A 23,109-nucleotide genomic window follows, 5' to 3' on the forward strand; every position below is an offset into this window, starting at 1 on the left:
CTGCCCATAAGTCATGAAAACTGACTTATGGGCAGCCCGTTTTTATGCCTCACCAGATGGCCCCCACGTTTTTTGAAAAAAGTTGAATGTTTTTGATTTATCAATTATTTGATATGATTTGATTGAGTTTCTTCCAAAATGTAGTCAGAACACAAGTTCACCCTAGGGAAAGAGAACAATAAATCCAAGCATATTAATAAGTGGAAATCCTTTGTTAATTTATCTCTTGAAGAATATCAAGGGAATGAATCTGAACAAACATTACAAAATATTGTTCGACAGCATATTGCTACTAAGATCATAGAAGGCCTAGCGCATAGTTTGTTTATACTATAATTATCATGTTTGCAAAAAATAAAAACTAGTAAAATATAACTATGAATAAGAAAAACTTACCAGGTGATTATTATGATTAAATTTTTGAGGAAATGTAGAGTATTTTATTTAAGATTAATCATTAAAGATTGCATTGACGAATCTGTAAAAGTAAAAATAAAAGGAAAGATTATTCATCATGAAAATAAACTCAAAGAATATCAAGTTAATTCTTAGACAAAAGCACTCAGTTTGGGTGCTTTTTTTATACCCAAAATAGATAGAAGGGGGTCGTGATAGAAGAAGATGGGAGAGGTTAATATCGAAGCTTAGAAGCTGTGAGAATGTATCTTTTCGGAAATGTAAAGTTCTTGCATTTATTATTGTTGTTGATGGCATTAGATATAGTGACAGATGTATTTAAAGCAATAAAGAATGGTTGATTGTGTTCGCGTAAATTATTATACGGATACGCTAGTAAATTATTAATACTAGTAGTAATAATTTTAGCAAATGTAGTAGATCAAATACTTGGATTGAATGGTGTAGTCAATTATGCGACTGTGCTTTTTTATATTGCCAACGAAGGTCTAAGTATGAAATCTTGCTGAAGTATGAGTGGCTAGTGCAAGCTGGACTAGCTGAAAAGCTAAGAGCGATTGAAAAAGAGAATAGTCAAAGCATTACCGAAGAAATCCGGAATGAATTTAATGATAAGCAGGCAAAATAAGATGGTAAACATTAAAAAAATGATTGTTCTAGATGATGTTGTTTCCAAAGTAATATTAAATAATTCCTCCAACTTTAACAATAAATAATTAAATTCTAGCACATATAGCATATGATATGTAAAATGAAAGGCCCAGGTGAGGCCTGGGCTTAACTTTTTAGAAACATTAAAATACAGAAACAGCAGGTAAGCAAGTAATAGCGCAGAAGCAATTTAAGTCTACTGTAATACAGATACCAGTACGCTCTAAATCTTCCACTTTTTCGTGGTCAAGTTGATCGCAAGGGTCGCCGCAAGTTTCCTTATCGTTATCGAATACTAATAGTTCTAATACTGCACAACAGTCGTCCACTTCATTTACTCGGAAAATAAAACTACTAAAGCATTTAAATTTCCCTCTTTTAGCTTCTGTTCCGAATCCCTTGAATGGTTTCCCTTTTTTATCATATAAAATGAAAGGTACTGTATCTAAACCGTTACGCTGTACAGGTGATACTAAATCTTGAATGGATCTCGCACAGCTTACATCACATTCCATTTCCACAACGTTATCTTGTGCGTCAGCAATTGCACGGACAACATCGCACACACAGCCTTCTTTATTACTGATTACCTCGCCGACATTGTCTCGACGTTTTCCCATTATAATACACTCCTCCCAGGAAAGTTTTCGCTAGCAATAGTAGTTTATGTAGGAATGATACATTGGTATAGATGGACGTCTTGTTTTTCATAAATCAAATAACTGAAATTCCAATAAAATTTCTGCTGCATCATTTTTATAAGTTTACCTATACTAATAAGCGATGGGTTTATCTTCATTACAATTATTTGGAAATGTTATTTTATTGTGCTAAAATGTCATTCAAGGGAGTGTTTTCTCCCTTCTCACATTGTGTTCAGCCCTTACTATTACAGTCATGTAAAATTCCCCTAACCATTTACAGTTGTTTTGGTAAGGGCTAAAACAGGACATACACCTATACATAATTGTTGCTCAGTAAGATAATGAAGAGTAACCCCTCTTCTTTGGAAGTGCGATGTAAATTGTGTAAGTAAGAGTGCGTCCGGATATTTATTGTTGCAATTAAAATAGACAGCCTTAGCTGCCTACTTTTACCTTATTCGATTCAAACAACTCTTCAAGTAAAACCAATACCTTCTTTTGTATAGCCGGATTAAAATACCTCTGTTTTTCTTCTTTGCCGTTTAACATAAAAAGTATATTCTGTGAACTGATCATTGTATGTAGCGAAGATACAGAAGGATTTCTGTATCCTAAAATAAGAAGGGATCATGGTTGTGAGAAAAATTAACAATAACCACCATATCCACCAACATAAGATGCGCCAATGATGATTAGTAAGATAAACAGTACAACTACTAATGCAAAACCACTACCATATCCATAACCGGCTTTACCACTCATTTCTAGTAACACCTCCCTTAGCTTATATTGTGTATTGTATGTTTATCTCAGAAAATTGTATGGGCGCAAACGACATAGTGTAAAATGAGTAGGAGTTCTCAATTGATTGTGACAATCACTTATTTCAACAAAGCAGTGATGTTGATATGGAAAAATGTTATTGTACCTGAGACAGTTAAGACCTCTAGAAGATTCAATCATAAAGTACCTGGTCCAAAAAAATAACCAATTCATAGTGATAATGGAGGCTTTTCAAATGAGAAGTCTCTTTTTAATCTCAAAAATTGATAAAGTGAGACTATGCTCAGTGGGGGTACCTCTACTACTCATTAACGAAAGTTATAAGTGGATAGCGTCTGTTACCTCTAAACTTATCTTCTTGTTACTTGAAAGTTTGAAGTGGAGTTTTACAGACGGTTAGCACCCTGATAAAAGGTAATGAAAAGTAGATAAGAGATGGGCGCAGAATCAGTATGCAGTATGAGTAATCTCATCAAGAATTTTGATCAAGTTAATGTGTTGGCACCGTCCAACCTAGCAAATAAGCAAAAGCATATAAATGAATGAAGTGGCAAAGCCTGAGGGAAGAATTTCGAGAAGAGTTTGATGATCAGAGGAGGATAATGATGGTTAAAATTTATATTGATCCAGGTCATGGTGGTAATGATCCAGGTGCAACGGGTAACGGACTAAGAGAAAAAGATTTAAACTTAGCCATATCGTTGAAAATAAGAGAAAAGTTAAATCAGTATCAAGGCCTGTCTGTTCGTCTAAGTCGTACTACAGATAAAACATTATCGTTAAAGCAACGTACGAATGATGCTAATAAATGGGGAGCAGATTATTTAGTATCTGTTCATATTAATGCAGGTGGTGGAACTGGCTATGAAGATTATATTTATAATGGATTATCTAATAGCTCACATTCAGCTAAGTATCGTAACGTGATGCACCGGGCCATTATTGGCCAAGTTAATTTGTCTAATCGTGGTCAAAAAAAAGCTAATTTCCATATGCTGCGTGAATCTAATATGCCAGCATTACTAACGGAAAATGGCTTTATTGATACTGCTAGTGATGCAGCTAGGTTACAAAAGGATTCTTTTTTAGAGGACATTGCTCAAGGGCATGTAGATGGTTTGATTAAAATCTTTAATTTGAAGAAAAAAGTCAAAGCGATTAATCCTGATGCGGTTATTGGAAGGAAAAAAAGCAAGAAAGCTAATCTAAAAATAGATGGATGGTGGGGAGAACAAACGACACGAGCACTTCAAGAATATCTTGGTACCGTGGTTGATGGTGTTATCAGCAATCAATTACGCAATAAAGTTACGTCAAAGATCGTATCAGGCATCAGCTTTGGTAAAGGCGGCAGCTTAGTTATTAAGGCATTACAAGGTAAGATTGGCGCTAAGATTGACGGTTATTTAGGGCCACAAACAATCCGGAAACTCCAGCAATATCTAGGTACTGTGGTAGATGGGAAATTAAGTGAACCTTCACTTGTCGTCAAAGAATTGCAACGGAATTTAAACGATGGAACATTTTAATAAGTCGTGAATACAACAAAATCGCTGTAACGAAGGGGCGATGTGAAAAGAGCTCCTTATTCAAAAGTAAAGTGAGGCTATGCTCAGCGAGGATCTTATAGACGATTAGCACTGTGATAAAGAGCTTCAATTTATGGGCGAGTCTATCTATATATTTGTCAAGTAGTTCATACACTAGTTTCTTATTTGATAACTTAATTCTATTATTACATCTCATAGGTGCTGTTAAATTAAAATTTGAACTTTTATACCATATTATGTAATAAATGCCCACACAAAAACGCTCAAAATAAGTAAAATAAAGAGAATCCGAAATGGGTTAAAAAAACAACAGAAAGGGATGGAATAATATGACTCATCATAATTGTGGTGTAAAAGTTGAAGTTCCGGGAAAAATTCCTATAAAACCAAAAAACAAAAGGAAAAAGTATGACTGTCCACCAAAAAAACATGCAGCCGGTTGCGAGTGTAATGTTAAAAAACCCGCTCTTCAACCAGCACAATTGACGAATGATTGTGTAGTAGTTAATTCACTTGTAGGAACAAAGTCTGTTCAAAAGGTTGCAGAACTGACATTACCAATAACAGCTTTTGCAGGTTTAGATGTTTTAGAAGATCTTGTATCAGTCCAACTAGTTCCAAATATTAATGAGGTTACTCAAAATGCTCGTGTTTTAAGGGATAAAGTTGTTAACATTGGTTTGCTTCCAGTGACGATTACCGTTACAATTGCAGGTGTTGAGGCACCGGTCACGTTAGATACTACAATTCCTTTCCAGGAGCATACAGACTTCCCTGGAGCTTGTCCAGAAGATACCTTACAAGAAACACCTCTTGAAGTGGAAGGAATATTTACTCAACCTGGGGTACCAATAGTAACCGGACCTGTGGTTGGAGATTTGGTTACAGGTATTTTATTTAAAGTGGTGCTAAGAACAAATATAACTGTTACTCGACCAGTTATACAGGATGCACATGGAAATGTGTGTGATGTCAATCCAAATCGTTGTGATAACTTAGGGAATGCACCTTCTTTCACACTGCCTGCACCAGAAGGTAACGGTGGTATAATTCCAGTAACGTAATTAAAAGCTTGATGGGAATTTGAAAATTATATGCTTGGAAAGTCTTATACAGGTAGATGAAAGAGAAATAAGACCATATTTATAAGTGATGTAACCCTTGGCTTTTATGTCGGGGGTTTTCTATTTTAGCATATTATCTTAATTATTACATTTAATTTAATCTTAATACACCATTTCGAAATAAAAAATATAGCCTTAAAAGAATTAAAGAAGTAACTTATGTTAGTTAGCTTAGGATAGAAAATTATCAATAACGGATAGAAGAGAACTTTCATTTAAATACTATGCATAATAAAATTATGGGGAATAAGGGATAGTAATAAAGATAAAAATAAAAGTGCGACTTATATAAAGTACGCACTTTTTATTATGACTAGCTCATTTAGATATTACGATACAACCCAACTACTTTTCCTAAAATACTGACATTATTATAGATTAATGGCTCCATTGTCGCATTTTCAGGTTGCAGGCGAATATGATCCTTTTCTTTAAAGAAACGTTTCACAGTAGCTTCACTATCCTCTGTCATGGCAACTACAATATCCCCATTTTCTGCTGTGTTTTGTTGTTTAACGATTACCTTGTCTCCATCCAATATACCAGCTTCAATCATACTGTCTCCCTCAATGATCAATACAAATAATTGTTCACTTACATGCATTTCATTGTGTGGTATCGGAATATATTCTTCAATATTTTCGACTGCTGTAATTGGAAGACCAGCTGTTACTTTCCCGATAACTGGCGCAAATGTGGCTTCCGTTTTCGGGATTTCTAGTTCTCCATCTTGTGGAAGGACTTCTATCGCTCTTGGTTTAGTTGGATCACGTCTGATATAACCTTTCTTCTCCAATCTGGCTAGATGACCGTGAACGGTTGAACTTGATGCTAAACCAACTGCTTCTCCAATCTCACGAACAGATGGTGGATATCCTTTTAGCTCTACTTGCTCTTTAATATAAGCTAATATCTCCTCTTGTCGTTTTGATAGATTTGTCATATTTAAATCTCCTTATACGTATTATTTATTAATCAAAGTATAGCATAACAAGGTAATATTTACAAACATTAGTTCGATAAAACTGTTGACATGAACATCTGTTCGTGTATAATAAAGGTACGAACAAAAGTTCTGTGGAGGGATTTATCATGTTAAAAAATATTTCTAAGGTTGACATTTTCTATTTGGTTGCATTTATACTAGCTCTTATCTTTTTTTATGTTTCAGCAGTAACTAGTTTATAGAATGAAGGTGTAAATCTATGACGAAAGCAATCATTTATTGTCGTGTAAGTACAGAAAAAGAAGCACAAGAAACTTCTATTAAACGGCAGCAAGAAGAATTACAATTGTTTGCAAATAAATATCATTTCGAGATCATCAATATAATAGAAGAAAAACAGAGTGGATATGAAATTGAACGAGAAGGTATTTTTGAAATGTTAGAGTCATTTCAAAATGGAAATGCAGATACATTACTCATTCAAGATGAAACAAGACTTGGCAGAGGAAATACAAAGATAGCACTACTTCATCAGTTAAATCGATTAAAGGTCAACATATATACACTTTCACACCAGGGTGAACTACAACTATCGGAAGGCGATTCGATGGTGCTACAAATTGTATCGATAGTAGAGGAATATCAACGGAAATTACATAATGCGAAAATTAAAAGAGGGATGAAAAAGGCGGTAAGTAATGGATTTAACCCGGCTGAAAATCTTTCTAATCAACATCTCGCCAAAGGTAGAGAACGAAAAGAATTTCCGATAGAAGAAGTAGTCAGGTTAAAAGGGAATAATTTAACTTTCCAAGAGATCGCGTCCGTTTTAAGAGGAATGGGTTACGATGTATCTAAAGCAACTGTGCATCGCCGTTATCAGGAATATCAATCACTTGAAAACTGACTAAATCAAGATTAGAATGAAGAGAGAGAGTATACGATTCGTGTATACTCTTTTTTCATTGTAAACTAGGATAAATCAACCGTTATTATGGTATAGAAAAGAGGTGTCAAATCTCTATGTTATCAAAGGAAAAAATTGCTCGTATTAACGAATTAGCAAATAAAGCGAAAAAAGAAGGCTTATCAGATGAAGAAAAGCAGGAACAAAAATCTTTGCGCGAAGCCTATCTGAAAAATGTCAGAAAATCGTTTACAAATCATATGAAAGGGATGACTGTTGTTGACCCGAACGGGAATGATGTCACTCCAGAAAAGTTAAAACAACTAAAAGAGAAGAAAAAGTAGAGCATGCTACTTTTTCTTCAAAAACTAAAAAAATTTAGCAAAAACTGATATTTCTAAAGAAATTACGCGCTTTTTGTCTTGATACACTTGTCTTTAAACTGATTTCGTTATAGGATTATAAATGTGCGTACATATTTTGCAATTTTGAAAGGGGACAAATGAAAAGATGGCAAATCAAATTGAACAAATGTCTATTAATGCAATAAGAACATTGTCAATAGACGCGATTGAGAAAGCTAATTCTGGTCATCCAGGGTTGCCAATGGGCGCTGCTCCAATGGCATATACGCTTTGGACACAACACATGAACCATAATCCAAAAAGCTCTAAATGGTTTAATCGTGACCGTTTTGTATTATCTGCAGGGCATGGCTCCATGTTACTGTACAGCTTACTTCACTTGTCAGGTTATGATGTAAAAATTGATGATCTAAAAGGATTCCGTCAATGGGATTCCAAAACTCCTGGTCATCCGGAAGTACATCATACGGATGGGGTAGAAGCAACTACAGGACCACTAGGTCAAGGTATTGCGATGAGTGTTGGTATGGCTATGGCTGAAAAACACTTAGCAGCTAAATACAATAAAGATAAATATAACGTAGTAGATCACTATACATTTGCACTTGTTAGTGATGGAGATTTAATGGAAGGTATTTCACATGAATCTGCATCTCTTGCAGGTCATCTAAAACTTGGCAAGCTTATTGCTTTATATGACTCTAATGATATTTCATTAGATGGTGAGTTAAACAAAGCATTCTCTGAGAATGTAGAAGATCGTTTTAAAGCCTATGGATGGCAAGTAATTCGTGTTGAAGATGGTACGGATACAGAGTCGATTTCACAAGCTATTGCAGATGCAAAAGCAAATACGGACCAACCGACATTGATTGAAGTAAAAACAGTAATTGGTTATGGTTCTCCTAATAAATCTGCTTCAGCTGCTTCACATGGAGCACCACTTGGAGAAGATGAAGTAAAATTAACAAAAGAATTCTATAATTGGGAACATGAAGATTTCCATGTACCTGATGAAGTATATCAGGACTTTAATACGAAAATTGTTGAAAACGGTAAAGCAGTGGAGCAAGAATGGAATGAATTATTCGCTGCCTACAAGAAAGCATACCCTGAATTAGGTCAGGAACTAGATGAGGCTATTAACAATAAATTACCGGAAGGCTGGGATAAAGACTTACCAGTATATGAAGCAGGTAAAGACGAAGCTGCTACTCGTGCTACATCTGGTGAAGTGTTGAATGCTATTGCGAAAACTGTACCTTCCTTATTCGGTGGAAGTGCAGACTTAGCAGGTTCTAACAAAACAAATCTAAAAGGTGCTGGAGATTTCTCAGCTGCAGAACCAGACAAACGTAATATCTGGTTTGGTGTACGTGAATTTGCGATGGCAGCTGCGTTAAATGGTATGGCATTACACGGAGGTCTTAAAGTATTCGGTGGTACGTTCTTTGTATTCAGTGATTATTTACGTCCAGCAGTTCGTCTGTCTGCTATTCAGAATCTCCCTGTAACCTACGTATTGACACACGATTCAATAGCTGTAGGGGAAGACGGACCAACACACGAACCAGTAGAACAACTAGCTGCGTTTAGAGCTATGCCAAACCTGTCTGTTATCCGTCCAGCAGATGGTAATGAAGTACAAGCTGCATGGCGCTTAGCATTGGAATCCACATCACAGCCAACTGCATTAGTGCTTACTCGTCAAGGACTTCCTACACTAGCAGGTACTGCTGAAAAAGCATACGAAGGTGTAAAAAAAGGTGGTTATGTAGTAAGCCCTGCTTCTAAAGAAACTCCTGATGCAATTCTTGTTGCAACTGGTTCTGAAGTACAGCTTGCAGTGAAAGCACAAAAAGCTTTAAAAGAAGAAGGAAAAGACGTAAGTGTTGTAAGTATTCCTTCGTGGGATCGCTTTGACAAACAAGATGTAGCATATAAAGAATCTGTATTACCAAGTGCGGTAACGAAACGAGTTGCTATTGAAATGGCTTCTTCGTTAGGCTGGGAGCGTTATGTAGGCCTTGAAGGAAAAACTATTACAATCGACACATTCGGTGCATCTGCAAACGGAAACAAAATTATTGAAGAATACGGCTTTACTGTAGAAAATGTCGTTAAACACGTAAACGAATTATTCTAAGGTTAAACTAAATGGGACAGAGGAGCAGGTTCCTCGTCCCTTTTTTTGCTGTTGGAAATGAGTTGGAACGAATTGAAACCATTGTAGGCGTAAACTAAAATATGATCATATGCATTCTTTTTAAAGCGTAGACAAATTCACAAGCAAGTGCTTGTATTATTAAAGGACTTTTACTATACTGTATAAGAGACAACTTGAAGGAGGAACAAACGAATGAGCACTGTTCTTTGGATTATATTTATCGTGGTTGCTCTTTTAGCCGGGGTTGCCTTAGGCTTTTTTATCGCGAGAAAGTATATGATGAACTATTTAAAGAAAAACCCACCAATTAATGAACAAATGCTAAGAACAATGATGATGCAGATGGGGCAAAAACCATCGCAAAAGAAAATTAAACAAATGATGCGTGCAATGAACAACCAAATGGATAATAAATAACCTTAGGTTGTAACATAATTGTCGAATTAGAATCCTTGCTAATCTACAGCAAGGGTTTTATCATATGTATAGAGATAAAAGTTCTATAAAGTGAGACTATGATCATTAGCGAAATTTATCAAGGTGTTAGTGACTGTTAAACTTACACTTGTGTTATTAGAAGCCAGAAAAAGGGGTTTACAAAAGTTTAGCACCATGATAAATATCGAGGAGTCTGGAGTGACCGACTTGAATGAAGTAAATATTTTTATTGCATTTGGTGCAGGTTTTTTATCATTTATCTCCCCATGTGTATTACCGCTTTACCCTGCATTTTTGTCATACATTACTGGTATGAGTGTCAATGATATAAAGGAAGAAAAAGCAATGTTTAACTATAAAAGCATTCTACATACTTTATTTTTCCTTTTAGGTTTTTCTAGTATATTTGTTATCCTAGGCTTTGCGACAAGTTTCATTGGAGAGTTTTTAATTTACTGGGAAAATTTAATTCGCCAAATAGGTGCGATTTTAATTGTCTTTTTTGGTCTTATTATCATAGGAGCTTTAAATTTTGATTTTTTAATGAAAGAGAAAAAAGTACACTTTAAAAACAAACCAGCTGGTTTCATTGGATCATTTATTATCGGTATGGCATTTTCATTAGGGTGGACTCCGTGTACAGGTCCGATTTTAATGGCGGTCATTTCGCTAGCAGCTGCAAACACCGAGCAGGGGATACTATTAATGACTGCCTATTCATTAGGTTTCGCTATTCCGTTCTTTATTCTTGCCTTTTTTATTGGTAAAATGAAATGGATAAAGAGAAATTCACAAAAGTTAGTGAAAATCGGTGGCTATGTAATGATTTTTATGGGGCTCTTCTTGTTTTTCGATTTAATGACGAAGCTCACCTCATTTCTTGCAGGATTTTTTAACTTTAAAGGATTTTAACAAACAGATAAAGATATACTAACAATATCCGGAGGGGAAGTCTATGGCAAAAACTAATGATTTAATTTTAAAAACGATGACAGTATTAATTGCGTTTATTTTGTTTGGGTTTGCAGTAAATTTATTTTTAGCAGGGCACAATGAACCAGGTGGGGGGTTTGTTGGAGGTTTAATGACTGCAGCTGCAATTGTTTTGATGTATATGGCTTATGGTGAGAAAGCTGTTAATAAAGTATTGCCAGTTAATTATCGTACCATGATTGCAATTGGACTAATTATTGCAATTGCTACAGGTGTTGGCTCTTTCCTATTTGGTCAACCATTTCTTAGCCAAACATTTGATTATTTCCATTTTCCTGTTTTTGGAGAAGTGGAATTGGCAACTGCACTATTATTTGATTTAGGTGTTTATTTAACGGTTATTGGAGTAACGATGACGATTGTTTTAACTATTTCTAGTGACCGATAAAACGATAGCCACAGTTATCACTGTAACAAAAACGCAGCAAGACACGTTTAACTTAGAAATTAGCGTGTTTTAGCTGCGTATTTTTTATTGCGGTAATCTTCAGGTGAATACTGAAAATAAGGTTCATATTGGTTTATATCAATGGATTTTTCCTTAAGTTTCTTGCGTAAAAATTTATGATCTCGTTTAGGAGTTGCCATTATATAACCTTGAATTAATGTTTCTTGTGTAATATCGGATTCATTCTTCTCAATAGCCAATTGACCAATTTTTCCGGCAATCTTCTGTCTTGCTACATCACGAAATAATTCTGGTACGGGTGATATCAACTCTTCAAGAAAGGCTTTTTCATCTTCTCTCCATAGGTGTTTAGATTGTTCTATATAATATTTTTCCCAATCTAAATCAGATCTTCCATCATCTTTTGGCAAACTCTTTAAAAATTTGCGAAACATAAAATATCCACCGATTGCAATCAGACCTAATAAAATAAAAGTCCAAATCACAATAAATAGCATAAAGTTAAAGGACATAAGGGTGACACCTGCCATTCTTATTTATAATCATTTTATTTTTATGTAAAATATAGTAATATAACTATGAATCGTATATTTAGTCATGATTATTTATATTTCTCATATAATTTACTAGATCGTTGATATTATAGCATGATTAGACTTTTTAACAAAATAATTTTGATGAAAAAAGTTAGGGGGTAAGGCCTTGCTTAATTATGTCGATCAGCCAGATAGCACGAGTGTAAATGACGAAGTGGAAAAAAATATCATGCTTTCGGATTTACCAAAAGATATACTGAATAAGGTTGAAGCTAATGGTTTTGATCTTATAAGTATTAATAATTATTCTGGAAAGATTGAATATATATCGGAATCAGTTAGAAGAGTTTTAGGCTTTAGCAAAGCACAACTCATTGGTAAGTCAGTGTTTCGTTATATCATGCGTGATGATCAGAAATATATCAGAAATTTTTTTAATGTAAACAGTTCCGAGGAGCAGAAATTTTATATACATATACGTAATCAAATAGGCAGATTTATTGTGTTCGAAACGATTCTGCAAGTTATTAACTGGAACGGCGAAAAAAAGATTCTGTCCCTTTCAAAAGATATTTCTGATAAAAAACAAGCAGAGGAAATGTTGATACGATCTGAGAAAATGTCAATTGCGGGTCAATTAGCTGCAGGTATAGCTCATGAAATAAGAAATCCTCTTACTTCATTGAAAGGTTTCGTACAGTTATTGCAAGGCGGTATTAGTAGTAAAGATGAGTATTATAAAATCATGATGGATGAAATTGACAAGATTAACACGATCACATCGGAATTACTGTTTATTTCTAAACCAATGACAGACGATAAAAATGATGAGAATATAAATAAAATGCTACTCGATGTGATAACACTTTTGAAAACACAAGCTAACTTATATGATATTGATTTAGTATTAGAAGCAGAGGAAGATGATTGTATGGTGTACTGTGATCGTTCTCAAATTAAGCAAGTTTTTATTAATTTAATAAAAAATGCGATTGAGGAAATGACTGATGGTGGCATGATTCATGTTTTAGTTAAAAATTATGGGACAGAGTGTATGGTTGCGATAAAAGATCAAGGGCCAGGAATTCCTAAGCATCTTATTCATAAGCTGAAAGAACCTTTTTTTACAACCAAGAAGAATGGTACTGGTTTAGGGTTAATGATTTCCAACCAAATAATTGATAATCATAATGGAAGATTAGAGATTGAGTCAGAAAATGGTCAAGGAAGTACTTTCAGTATTTTCCTTCCTTTTAACGGAAACTGACACTAATATTTGGTATGAAACCCATAGATTTATAGACTTAATCGTTATTTTTGCTGTGAATCATTTTACTTATAAACCGATTTCATTTAAAATAGTATGGTGCATACTATGTTACATAGTATTTAGAGATATGAGAGATCAGATTTCGGTCTAACATTTTTTAAGGGGGTAACTGGGTGAAATGACTAATCAGAATCCATTTCAAGCAAAAAAGCAATTTGATCTGAACGGTAAAAAGTATAACTATTACCAGTTAAAAGCATTGGAAGATGCAGGTATTGGTAATATCGATCGTTTACCTTTTTCGATTCGTGTTTTATTAGAATCGTTAATTCGTCAACACGATGGACATGTTATTAAAGACGAACACGTTAAGAGTCTAGCAAACTGGGGTAAAGAGAAAGGGGAAGATGTACCATTCAAACCTTCTCGTGTTATTTTGCAAGACTTTACTGGTGTACCAGCAGTAGTTGACCTTGCTTCTCTACGAAAAGCAATGGTAGATATGGGCGGATCACCAGATAAGATTAATCCGGAAGTACCGGTTGATCTCGTGATTGACCACTCCGTACAAGTAGACGAGTATGGTACAAAGAATGCTTTGCAAGCAAATATGGAATTAGAATTTGAGCGTAATGCAGAACGTTATGAATTCTTAAACTGGGCACAAAAAGCTTTTGATAACTATCGTGCCGTTCCACCAGCAACTGGAATCGTACATCAGGTAAACCTTGAGTACCTAGCGAATGTTGTACACGCGGTGGAAAATGAAGACGGGAATGTCGATGCTTTTCCAGATACACTAGTCGGTACTGACTCACATACAACCATGATTAATGGTTTAGGAGTACTTGGTTGGGGTGTTGGTGGTATTGAAGCAGAAGCTGGTATGTTAGGACAGCCTTCATACTTCCCTGCACCAGAAGTTATCGGTGTGAAATTCACTGGAAGCTTCCCTAATGGTACAACAGCAACTGACTTAGCATTAAAAGTTACACAAGTATTGCGCGAGAAGAAAGTAGTAGGTAAGTTCGTTGAATTCTTTGGTCCAGGTCTTCAAGATATGCCATTAGCAGACCGTGCCACTATTTCTAACATGGCGCCAGAATATGGAGCTACCTGTGGTTTCTTCCCTGTAGATGAGGAGTCATTAAACTATCTTCGTCTAACTGGCAGAAGTGAAGAGCAAATAGCGCTTGTAGAAAAATATTGTAAAGAAAATAGCTTGTGGTACTCACCAGATCAGCCAGATGCAGAGTTCACTGAACTAGTGGAAATCAATCTTTCTGAACTGGAACCTAACTTATCTGGTCCAAAACGTCCACAAGACTTAATTCCACTATCAGAAATGAAGAAGTCATTTAATGAAGCTATTACAGCTCCAGCTGGAAACCAAGGCTTTGGTCTAGATGCTTCTGAATTTGATAAAGAAGTAGAAATCAATCATCCAAACGGACGTAAATCTGTGATGAAAACAGGTGCGGTTGCAATTGCTGCGATCACATCTTGTACCAATACTTCTAACCCTTACGTTATGCTTGGAGCAGGCTTGCTTGCGAAGAAAGCAGTAGAAAAAGGACTTGAAGTACCAGGATATGTGAAAACTTCACTTGCACCTGGTTCAAAAGTTGTTACAGGGTACCTAGAAGATGCTGGGTTAATGCCATACTTAGATCAATTAGGCTTCAACTTGGTAGGTTATGGATGTACAACATGTATCGGTAATTCAGGTCCGTTGCGTGAAGAAATCGAAAAAGCAATTGCTGATAATGATTTAACAGTTTCTTCTGTACTTTCTGGAAACCGTAACTTTGAAGGTCGTATCCACCCGTTAGTGAAAGCTAACTACTTAGCTTCACCGCCATTAGTTGTGGCATATGCTTTGGCAGGAACTGTTGACGTTGACCTTAAGAACGATCCAATTGGTCATGACAAAGAGGGCAATGCAGTCTACTTTAATGATATCTGGCCATCTATGGAAGAAGTTCGTGAACAAGTTGAAAAAGTCGTAACGCCGGAAATCTTCCGTGAACAATATAAGAATGTATTCGCTTCTAACGAAAAATGGAATGCAATCGAAACAACGGATGAACCATTATATGCTTGGAATGATGACTCTACTTATATTCAAAATCCTCCGTTCTTTGAAGGACTTTCAAAAGAACCTGGTACAGTAGAGGAACTATCCGGTTTACGTGCCATTGGTAAATTTGGTGATTCGGTAACAACTGACCACATTTCACCAGCAGGTGCGATTGCAAAAGATATGCCAGCAGGTAAATATTTGCAGGATAAAAATGTTTCTCCTCGTAATTTTAACTCTTATGGTTCTCGCCGTGGTAACCATGAAGTTATGATGCGTGGTACATTTGCAAATATCCGTATCAAGAACCAATTAGCACCAGGTACAGAAGGTGGTTACACAACTTACTGGCCAACCGGTGATGTAATGCCTATCTATGATGCAGCAATGAAATATCAACAAGATGGTACAGGTCTAGTTGTTCTTGCTGGTAATGATTATGGCATGGGAAGCTCTCGTGACTGGGCTGCCAAAGGTACAAACCTATTAGGTATCAAAACTGTCATTGCACAGAGCTTTGAACGTATTCACCGCTCTAACCTAGTAATGATGGGTGTGTTACCTCTTCAATTTAAAGATGGAGAAGGTGCAGATTCACTAGGATTAACTGGTAAAGAAACTTTTGAAGTACAAATCGATGAGTCTGTAAAGCCACGTGATGTAGTAAAAGTGAAAGCGACAGATGAAGACGGCAAAGTAACTGAGTTTGAAGTAATTGCACGCTTTGAAAGTGAAGTAGAAGTAGACTACTACCGTCATGGCGGTATCCTTCAAATGGTACTTCGTAATAAACTAGCTTAATAGATTGTAAGAAAAAGATAGCCTAATAATGGGCTATCTTTTTTCATTATTAGCACTAATCCATAAACTGCGAAGTAAAGTGGACATGAATTTGCTCCTCTTTCGGTCTGTTATTTTGAGAAGTGTTGTCATTCGCTACGGCAGAATACTGCGCTTTCCATGGGCACGGCCTTAGCCTCCTCGGAAAGCAAAAATCGCTTTCCTGCAGGGTCTTCGTACTCGCGTGAGTTCCCATAGGAGTCTCCGTATTCTGCCTCCGCTATTTTTGTTATTCTGATTATAGAAAGAAATGAACTCATGGAACTAAACTTTTCAGTATTATTACAGTGCTAATCGGCTGTAAACCCCGCCCTTGGGCATAGTCGCACCCTATGCTACATATGGTGGAGAAATCGATTGGTTGATTTCGGATTAGTGTTGTGGAGCATATCTCTTAACGAAGACCGCCCACTTCCACTCCTGTGGGACCTGTTTGGCCTGAAGATCCACTTTTTCGAGCGGTTTTTGCTCGAAAAAGTTAGCTGAAGGGCAAACCCCACGGAAAGAGAAGTGGGCAGCCGGAGTGGCGGTTATGATCACGATATATGTCAAAATTACTTCATAGGTGACTGTGCATTTAGTTTCAGAACAAACAGTATTATCATTACTTCGCAGTATTTATCTGTTACAAATAACAGATTTTTTTGTAGTTGATTGACTATTTTAGAATAAGATGGCGTTTATCTCATTTTAAAAATTAGACGCTTTGGTTGTTATCTTATATAATAGGTTTTAGTGCTATTGTAAAGGATGATCGTTATGTGGAAGAGGGGTTTATCGGTATCGGTTGTGTTGATTTTGGTCGTGATTTTACTAGTTACCAACTTTACAAATATTGGAGATAAATCATCTGAACCGAATATTATAGATGTTACAGAAGATACGTCTGTAGATGGAGTAGGTATTACTGCGCCAAATGTTAAACAATTGCAAGCTGGAGACCAGGCACCTAATTTTAGATTGCCTGATCTTTCAGGTACTGAAGTGGAGGCATTTGATGTCGAGCAAGATTATATCTTACTGAATTTTTGGGCAACTTGGTGTACACCTTGTCTTGAAGAAATGCCTGATTTGCAGACGTTTGAGAATGAAAATAAAGATACAGTAAAGGTAATTGCTGTAAATACTACGAATACAGAAAGTTCCATCGACAAAGTAAAAAAATTCGTGGATGAAGGAAATTTTCAATTTACAGTTTTATTAGATGAAGATGATACGGTGTATGAACACTATTCTATTATTGGTATGCCAACATCATTTATGATTCGAACTAGTGACCAAAAAGTTATCAAACGAATCAATGGTGCGATGTCATTAGAGCAAATGCAAGATCATTTGAATGAAGTACAGAGTTAGAAATGATTGGGGAGGAGTATGTTGGTGTCAACTAAAGAATGGCAAGAAATAGAAGAAAAAATCCAGAGTTGGAATTCACTCGATGAAATTCCCCCATACAATGAAGTAGAAATATTAAGGATCTTCGACAAAGTTGAGCAAGCTACATTTTCATTACAAGTAGACTCAGAAGCATTACTGTATAGTATGCTTACTTTTTATCGTTTGAAAAGAAATGTCACAGATGATCATTTAAATAAACATCTAGAGCAACTTAAAAAAGAAAGTAATCACCCGATGGTTGCAGATGTACAAGCATTAAAACACTATTTGTCCATCTATAATGATATCAAGGAGACTGAACTCGCTCAATTTCACATTCGGGAAACAGACTTTGATCCAGTTAAACTAAAGAAAGCTAAAGGTCTCCTAACGGAAATGGATCGTCTATCCCAATTGAAATTGATTCATACAGCATCCAATAATCGTATTAAAAAGACATATGATCAGATTTTTGATCAGGTGGAATATATAGAGGATGTCGCCGAAACGTTTGTTTACACTTTGGAACAACGCAAGTCAACGAAAGACATTCAGCCCTACAATGAGGCAGTTGAAAAATTAAGCTATTATATTACTCTTTTTTATGATGCACTACCTTCTTTCATTAAGGCAGAAACAACCTCTAATCCATTAGATGAATTAACGAAAATGGTTGGGCTGGATGAAGTGAAGCATTATATCAATCATTACTATCAGTATTTAAAATATCAGCAAAAACGAAAAGAAGCTGGATTTCAAATGGTCGATGAGCAAGGGTTAAATATGGTGATAACCGGAAATCCTGGTACTGGTAAGACAACAATTGCTCGGTTATTAGCGGATATATACTATAGTCTGGGGCTTTTAGAAACAAATGAAGTAATTGAGGTAAATCGTTCGCAATTAGTTGGTTCCTTTATGGGGCAAAGTGAAGAGAATACATTAAATTATGTTAAAAAAGCCCTAGGCGGAGTCCTGTTTATCGATGAAGCTTATAATTTAAAACGTGAAGACCAAACAGGCAATGATTATGGCCAAGCAGTCATCGATACGCTAGTTTCAAGTATGACCAGTAAGGAATATGCTAACAAATTTGCGGTTATTATCGCAGGATATCCGGAAGAAATGCAGCATTTTTTATGGTCAAATCAAGGGTTAAGAAGCCGTTTTCCAGATGGGAATTATATAAAGCTACCTGATTTTTCAAATGAAGAGTTATTACAAATTGCCGAGGATACAGCGTTGCAAAATGATTACTTTTTTACAGAACAGGCACGACATCGCTTCCTATCATTAATTGAAAAGGCGCGTGTGGATGAATCATTTGGTAATGCTCGTACTGTTAAAGATTTAGTTCTTAAAGTAATATTTCATATTGGTGCAAGTCACGAGCTGCCATTAGAAGACAACTGGTTAGCTCATATGCGCATATCTGAAGAAGATATTGCTGCACTGGATGATCAGAAGGATTCTACTGTACCAATGGAACAATTGGAACAACTCATTGGTCTTGATAATGTAAAAGAGGAAGTCAAAAAATTATCTGCATTCGTCCAAATACAACAAAAGCGCAAATCCCTACAGCTTCCAACTGTACCAGTTCAATTACATTCCGTCTTTTCGGGTAATCCGGGAACAGGAAAAACGACAGTTGCTAAATTGTTTGCCCAAATTTTAAAGCAATGTGGTTTACTGAAACGAGGCCATTTAGTTGTAGCTTCAAGAAGTGATCTTGTGGCTGGATTTGTAGGTCAGACCGCTACGAAAACAAAGAATAAAATTCGAGAAGCGCTAGGCGGCGTATTATTCATTGATGAAGCATATGCGTTATATCGTGGGGAAAAGGACTTTGGGAAAGAAGCGATAGATACGATAGTGGACGAAATGACCAAGCATAATGAAAATATCGTGATTGTTCTCGCTGGATATAAAAACGAAATGGAGCGATTTATTGCCAGTAATCCAGGATTGGAATCGAGGTTTAAGAAATACTTTCATTTTCAGGATTATACCAAAGAGGAACTGCTCGAGATGGTGCGATATCATGTACAAGCATTTCAATATCAATTAGATAGTAATGTGGTTGAGTATTTATTAAAACAATTTGAAGATACAACGATCAATGGAAATGGACGATTTGTTGTTAATTTGATTAACGAAGCGATTCAGTATCAAGCGTTGCGAATAGATATGGAAAATCCTGAAATAGAACAACTCGAACTTCTAACGAAAAAAGATTTTGAATTAGCATGGAAATCAATTAGGGGGACGAATCAACAATGATAGTAACTACACCAATTAAAGTAAGATACCAGGAAACAGATCAAATGGGTGTTGTCTACCACGCCAATTATTTAATCTGGTTTGAGATAGGAAGAACAGCTTTTATTGAAGAGTTAGGTTTTAAGTACCATGAAATGGAATCAGAAGGGATCGTATCTCCAGTGATTGATGCCCGAATTCAATTTAAACAGCCAATTCGTTATGGAGATGATGCCTATGTTGAGACATGGCTCGTGAAATATAATGGGATTCGTACAACGTATGGTTATCGAATTATTGATCAGGATGGGGAAGTTGCTGTTACAGGAGAAACCCAACATGTTATCGTAAAAAAAGATAATTTTCGACCGCTATCGTTAAAAAAACAATTTCCTAATTGGCATGAAGCCTATCAGAAAGCATTGGAGAGTTAGGCATAATTATGGCTTTTGGAATTGACAGAAATACGTTAAAAAAATGGAAAGCAGATGTCCGCAATGGGAAAATAGCTTTCTTAACACATTACTGGCTGGATGATCGATTTCCTGGTTGTACAACTGTTACTAAAGTAGGTTGTGCTGACTATCAGAAATTAATGGAATGGGGTAAAAAATACGGGCTGAGGAAAGAATGGATTCACCAAGATCCTAATTATCCACATTTTGATTTATTTGGAGACAGACAAAAAGAAATCTTGACTAATGAACAACAATGGGAACAGATTAATAAATTTCATTTGTAAAAGTAACGCTTAAACAGCATAGCATATCTTTGCATCTCATCAATAAGTTACATGAAAGCTGCCCAGCCTATGGATTTCTCTATACAACAAAGACCAAGCCTTAAGGCTTGGTCTTTTTGGTTGGGACAGGATCGAAGCCACCCGAGTGAAATGGATGGCATTTTAATATTCTTTTTACGGATAAATACGTTGCTTTAAATATATTAAATTGGCGGAAACACTCCAAACTATAATGTGAACATGTTGGCTGAAACCGGCAACTTGGTGGAAACATTGGACTGATAAAACGTTGATAAAAACGAATAAATGATATAATCAATTTTTTCAAATTACTCACCTCATCGATGAAGTGCTTTATCATACGTAATCGATGCAATGGCATCATGTAAATGAATGGATTCTTCATTTTCACATGTTACGGTGAACTTCTCAATAAACGGTAATTCATATAAATCGGCAGCGACCAACCGAACCATGTCTTCTACAAAGCGAGGATTTTCATACGCTTGTTCTGTGACCATTTTTTCATCTGGTCGTTTTAAAACGGGATGGATTCGTGCGCTTGCGTTGCTTTCTGCTGCTTCTAATAACGCTTGTTTCCAGTCTGCATCATCCTCTTTGTAGTTGTGTGATAATTCAGCAGTCATTTTAACATTACCTCGTTGGTTATGTGCACTATATTCACTGATTTCTTTTGAACAAGGGCACAATGTAGTAATTGTACCTTCAAGTGATACTGTTATGTTATAACCAGCATTTTTATCATAAATCATAGTGATTTCTGCATTGGCATGATTCATTCCAGCCATGTCTGAAGCTGGTCCACTTCGCTCAAAGAACCAAGGAAATGAAACAGTAATTTGATTATCGTCTTGTTCGAGTCGTTCTGCCATTTCTTTGGTAAATTGTTTTAATGTTGAGACAGACAACTCGAATGGATTTCCATCACTATAGTGCTGTATCATTTCTGTGAAGCGGCTCATGTTTGTCCCTTTATGACTTTTCTTAATCGAAGAAGTCATTTTGAAAGTTCCGATCGTTGTTTGCGTTGCGGGCTTCACTTTACTGTGCACTTGTATGGGATGTTTGACATTGGAAATTCCCACTTGATCTATATCAAATAAAAAGTCTTTCTGTGTATTTTGTAAATCAGGCATTTTATCTTTTTCAGTTGGTTTTGTTTTCTCACCTGGTTCAACTGAGCCAAACAATTTGTGTCTTTCTGTTTTGTTTGGAAGTTGTTTGGTGCTAAAATCTTTCATGATTAGACCCCTTTCGTCTTCAACTATTTCAAAGTATACTTAATCTGCGTATAATATTCAATTTAAAAAGCTTGAAAAAAGGATCTAACGGTACAGTTAGACCCTTCTTTTACATCCATTTAATTTTAGGCTCGGTTTTGTTGATAATTCTTTTTATATTTGCTTGGTGTCGATATATCACAAATGCTGTTAAAATAGAAATGACAACCGTTAAAGCAATATCTTGCTGCACAATGGTAACGATAATGGTAATAATACCAGTTAACATGGAAGCTAGTGATACATATTTTGTTAAATAAAGGATAACTAAAAAGCTGCAGACCATAATGATAAATAATAACGGATTAACACCCAAAATTACCCCTGAAGAGGTTGCTACTGCTTTCCCGCCTTTAAATTTCGCGAATACCGGGTACATGTGTCCAATTACGGCAAAAATTCCGACTAACAGAGGGTAAACCGTTTCAGCTTGGAAAAGAACCGGGAGTACAGCAGCTAAAGTACCCTTTAAGATATCGACTATAGTTACCGTAATACCAGCTTTTACACCGAGTACACGAAAAGTATTAGTAGCACCTAAGTTGCCACTACCGTGTTCTCTGATATCTTTTTGAAAGCCGACCTTACCTACGATTAGCCCTGTAGGTATTGAACCAAGTAAATAGGCAAGAATGATAAAAATAATATACTCCATCATCAAACTCCTTAAATATAATGTTATGATTGATATTGTTGACTTTATTTTAGCACGATGTTCACAAAAGAGATACATGCAATATTTAAATTTTTGTCCAACTATGATAAAACAGAAGAATAACTAGCAAGAAATGGATGAAATCAGGAACACTTTTTACGTGTTTACTTGCGTGAAATCCTATTAAATGGTTTAATCAATAAAAATGAGGTGTAACAAGATGAGTAATGAAAATGAACAACAATTAATGCGCGAAATGTTGGAAAAAGCGAAAACTATTGCGGTGATCGGGCTATCAGATAAATCATATCGAACCTCGTATCAAATTGCAAAAGCGTTGCAAAATGAAGGATATCGGATCATTCCGGTGAATCCGAATGTAGAAGAAGTTTTAGGTGAAAAAGCATATGACGCAATAGAAGACGTGCAAGAACCTTTTGAATTGATCAATATTTTCAGACGATCTATTTACTTAAAAGACTTAGCGAAAGAAATCGTAAAAACGGATGCCGACTATGTTTGGATGCAACAAGGTGTTATGGATCATGAAGCATATGACTATTTAACCAAACGTAACAAACAGGTTATCATGGACCAATGTATAAAAGTCGCACATGCCGTTTTAATGAAATAACTTTACAATTAGGAATGT

At 35.9% G+C, this 23,109-nt stretch carries 23 protein-coding genes; 16 read left to right on the forward strand and 7 right to left on the reverse strand.

From position 1 onward, the window contains the following. Window positions 1–758 precede the first annotated feature (758 nt). Window positions 759–926, forward strand: a complete 168-nt coding sequence (locus J5J03_RS22050; protein ID WP_231710789.1) for a phage holin family protein — start codon at window positions 759–761, stop codon at window positions 924–926. A gap of 285 nt (window positions 927–1,211) precedes the next feature. On the opposite strand, the gene J5J03_RS15930 is transcribed toward J5J03_RS22050, so the two are convergent. Together J5J03_RS15930 and J5J03_RS15935 are read right to left on the reverse strand one after the other, a co-directional pair. Continuing rightward, window positions 1,212–1,688: a CotY/CotZ family spore coat protein gene (locus J5J03_RS15930; protein WP_208590843.1), complete on the reverse strand. Its 477-nt coding sequence runs from the start codon at window positions 1,686–1,688 to the stop codon at window positions 1,212–1,214. 669 nt (window positions 1,689–2,357) lie between these two features. Beyond that, window positions 2,358–2,474, reverse strand: a complete 117-nt coding sequence (locus J5J03_RS15935; protein ID WP_208590849.1) for a YjcZ family sporulation protein — start codon at window positions 2,472–2,474, stop codon at window positions 2,358–2,360. A 626-nt stretch (window positions 2,475–3,100) separates the two neighbouring features. Between J5J03_RS15935 and J5J03_RS15940 the strand changes: the two genes are divergently transcribed. Next, window positions 3,101–4,024 (forward strand): N-acetylmuramoyl-L-alanine amidase family protein, encoded by a 924-nt coding sequence (locus tag J5J03_RS15940; protein ID WP_208590852.1) that lies wholly within the window; start codon window positions 3,101–3,103, stop codon window positions 4,022–4,024. A 350-nt stretch (window positions 4,025–4,374) separates the two neighbouring features. Next, entirely contained in the window at window positions 4,375–5,109 is a 735-nt protein-coding gene (locus J5J03_RS15945) for a hypothetical protein (protein WP_208590854.1), read from the forward strand. Window positions 5,110–5,491: 382 nt separating this feature from the next. On the opposite strand, the gene lexA is transcribed toward J5J03_RS15945, so the two are convergent. Beyond that, window positions 5,492–6,112 carry a transcriptional repressor LexA gene (gene lexA / locus J5J03_RS15950; protein WP_208590856.1) on the reverse strand — a complete coding sequence of 207 codons (621 nt, stop codon included), beginning with the start codon at window positions 6,110–6,112 and terminating at the stop codon, window positions 5,492–5,494. A 262-nt stretch (window positions 6,113–6,374) separates the two neighbouring features. Between lexA and J5J03_RS15955 the strand changes: the two genes are divergently transcribed. The 6 genes from J5J03_RS15955 (at window position 6,375) to J5J03_RS15980 (ending at window position 11,373) form a co-directional block, all read left to right on the forward strand. Next, complete coding sequence (locus J5J03_RS15955) at window positions 6,375–7,022, forward strand: YneB family resolvase-like protein (RefSeq protein ID WP_208590858.1); 648 nt, start codon at window positions 6,375–6,377, stop codon at window positions 7,020–7,022. A 116-nt stretch (window positions 7,023–7,138) separates the two neighbouring features. Beyond that, the gene (locus tag J5J03_RS15960) at window positions 7,139–7,366 is read left to right on the forward strand and encodes a DUF896 domain-containing protein (RefSeq protein ID WP_208590860.1); all 228 of its coding nucleotides are present in this window, start codon (window positions 7,139–7,141) and stop codon (window positions 7,364–7,366) included. Window positions 7,367–7,532: 166 nt separating this feature from the next. After that, window positions 7,533–9,533, forward strand: coding sequence for a transketolase (tkt, locus tag J5J03_RS15965; protein WP_208590862.1), 2,001 nt, complete (start codon window positions 7,533–7,535; stop codon window positions 9,531–9,533). A 213-nt stretch (window positions 9,534–9,746) separates the two neighbouring features. Next, window positions 9,747–9,971, forward strand: a complete 225-nt coding sequence (locus tag J5J03_RS15970; protein WP_208590864.1) for a YneF family protein — start codon at window positions 9,747–9,749, stop codon at window positions 9,969–9,971. A 228-nt stretch (window positions 9,972–10,199) separates the two neighbouring features. Beyond that, window positions 10,200–10,904, forward strand: coding sequence for a cytochrome c biogenesis CcdA family protein (locus tag J5J03_RS15975; protein WP_208590865.1), 705 nt, complete (start codon window positions 10,200–10,202; stop codon window positions 10,902–10,904). A gap of 43 nt (window positions 10,905–10,947) precedes the next feature. Then, a complete protein-coding gene (locus J5J03_RS15980; protein ID WP_208590866.1) occupies window positions 10,948–11,373 on the forward strand; it encodes a Na(+)/H(+) antiporter subunit B in 426 nt (141 codons plus the stop codon). 59 nt (window positions 11,374–11,432) lie between these two features. On the opposite strand, the gene J5J03_RS15985 is transcribed toward J5J03_RS15980, so the two are convergent. Further along, entirely contained in the window at window positions 11,433–11,906 is a 474-nt protein-coding gene (locus J5J03_RS15985; RefSeq protein WP_208590867.1) for a DUF2621 family protein, read from the reverse strand. 190 nt (window positions 11,907–12,096) lie between these two features. On the opposite strand from J5J03_RS15985, the gene J5J03_RS15990 reads away from it, so the two are divergent. The 6 genes from J5J03_RS15990 (at window position 12,097) to J5J03_RS16015 (ending at window position 20,501) form a co-directional block, all read left to right on the forward strand. Next, complete coding sequence (locus tag J5J03_RS15990) at window positions 12,097–13,197, forward strand: ATP-binding protein (protein WP_208590868.1); 1,101 nt, start codon at window positions 12,097–12,099, stop codon at window positions 13,195–13,197. 181 nt (window positions 13,198–13,378) lie between these two features. After that, complete coding sequence (gene acnA / locus J5J03_RS15995; RefSeq protein ID WP_208590869.1) at window positions 13,379–16,081, forward strand: aconitate hydratase AcnA; 2,703 nt, start codon at window positions 13,379–13,381, stop codon at window positions 16,079–16,081. A 798-nt stretch (window positions 16,082–16,879) separates the two neighbouring features. Next, window positions 16,880–17,476 carry a redoxin family protein gene (locus J5J03_RS16000; RefSeq protein ID WP_208590870.1) on the forward strand — a complete coding sequence of 199 codons (597 nt, stop codon included), beginning with the start codon at window positions 16,880–16,882 and terminating at the stop codon, window positions 17,474–17,476. 18 nt (window positions 17,477–17,494) lie between these two features. Further along, the gene (locus tag J5J03_RS16005) at window positions 17,495–19,780 is read left to right on the forward strand and encodes an AAA family ATPase (protein ID WP_208590872.1); all 2,286 of its coding nucleotides are present in this window, start codon (window positions 17,495–17,497) and stop codon (window positions 19,778–19,780) included. Continuing rightward, window positions 19,777–20,193, forward strand: coding sequence for an acyl-CoA thioesterase (locus J5J03_RS16010; RefSeq protein ID WP_208590874.1), 417 nt, complete (start codon window positions 19,777–19,779; stop codon window positions 20,191–20,193). The genes J5J03_RS16005 and J5J03_RS16010 overlap by 4 nt, the downstream gene beginning before the upstream one ends. Before the next feature lie 8 nt (window positions 20,194–20,201). Continuing rightward, entirely contained in the window at window positions 20,202–20,501 is a 300-nt protein-coding gene (locus tag J5J03_RS16015) for a hypothetical protein (protein ID WP_208590876.1), read from the forward strand. Window positions 20,502–20,601: 100 nt separating this feature from the next. Here J5J03_RS16015 and yidD read toward each other — a convergent pair whose 3' ends face one another. The 3 genes from yidD to plsY form a co-directional block, all read right to left on the reverse strand. Then, window positions 20,602–20,862, reverse strand: a complete 261-nt coding sequence (gene yidD, locus J5J03_RS16020; protein WP_407927843.1) for a membrane protein insertion efficiency factor YidD — start codon at window positions 20,860–20,862, stop codon at window positions 20,602–20,604. Then, a complete protein-coding gene (gene folE2, locus J5J03_RS16025; protein WP_208590879.1) occupies window positions 20,840–21,763 on the reverse strand; it encodes a GTP cyclohydrolase FolE2 in 924 nt (307 codons plus the stop codon). The genes yidD and folE2 overlap by 23 nt, the downstream gene beginning before the upstream one ends. 109 nt (window positions 21,764–21,872) lie before the next feature. Then, window positions 21,873–22,457: a glycerol-3-phosphate 1-O-acyltransferase PlsY gene (gene plsY / locus J5J03_RS16030; protein WP_208590881.1), complete on the reverse strand. Its 585-nt coding sequence runs from the start codon at window positions 22,455–22,457 to the stop codon at window positions 21,873–21,875. 220 nt (window positions 22,458–22,677) lie between these two features. Here plsY and J5J03_RS16035 point away from each other — a divergent pair, with 220 nt between their 5' ends. Then, a complete protein-coding gene (locus J5J03_RS16035; protein ID WP_208590882.1) occupies window positions 22,678–23,091 on the forward strand; it encodes a CoA-binding protein in 414 nt (137 codons plus the stop codon). The last annotated feature ends 18 nt before the right edge of the window (window positions 23,092–23,109 follow it).

This window comes from Gracilibacillus suaedae, assembly GCF_017599345.1.
GTDB lineage: Bacteria > Bacillota > Bacilli > Bacillales > Amphibacillaceae > Gracilibacillus > Gracilibacillus suaedae.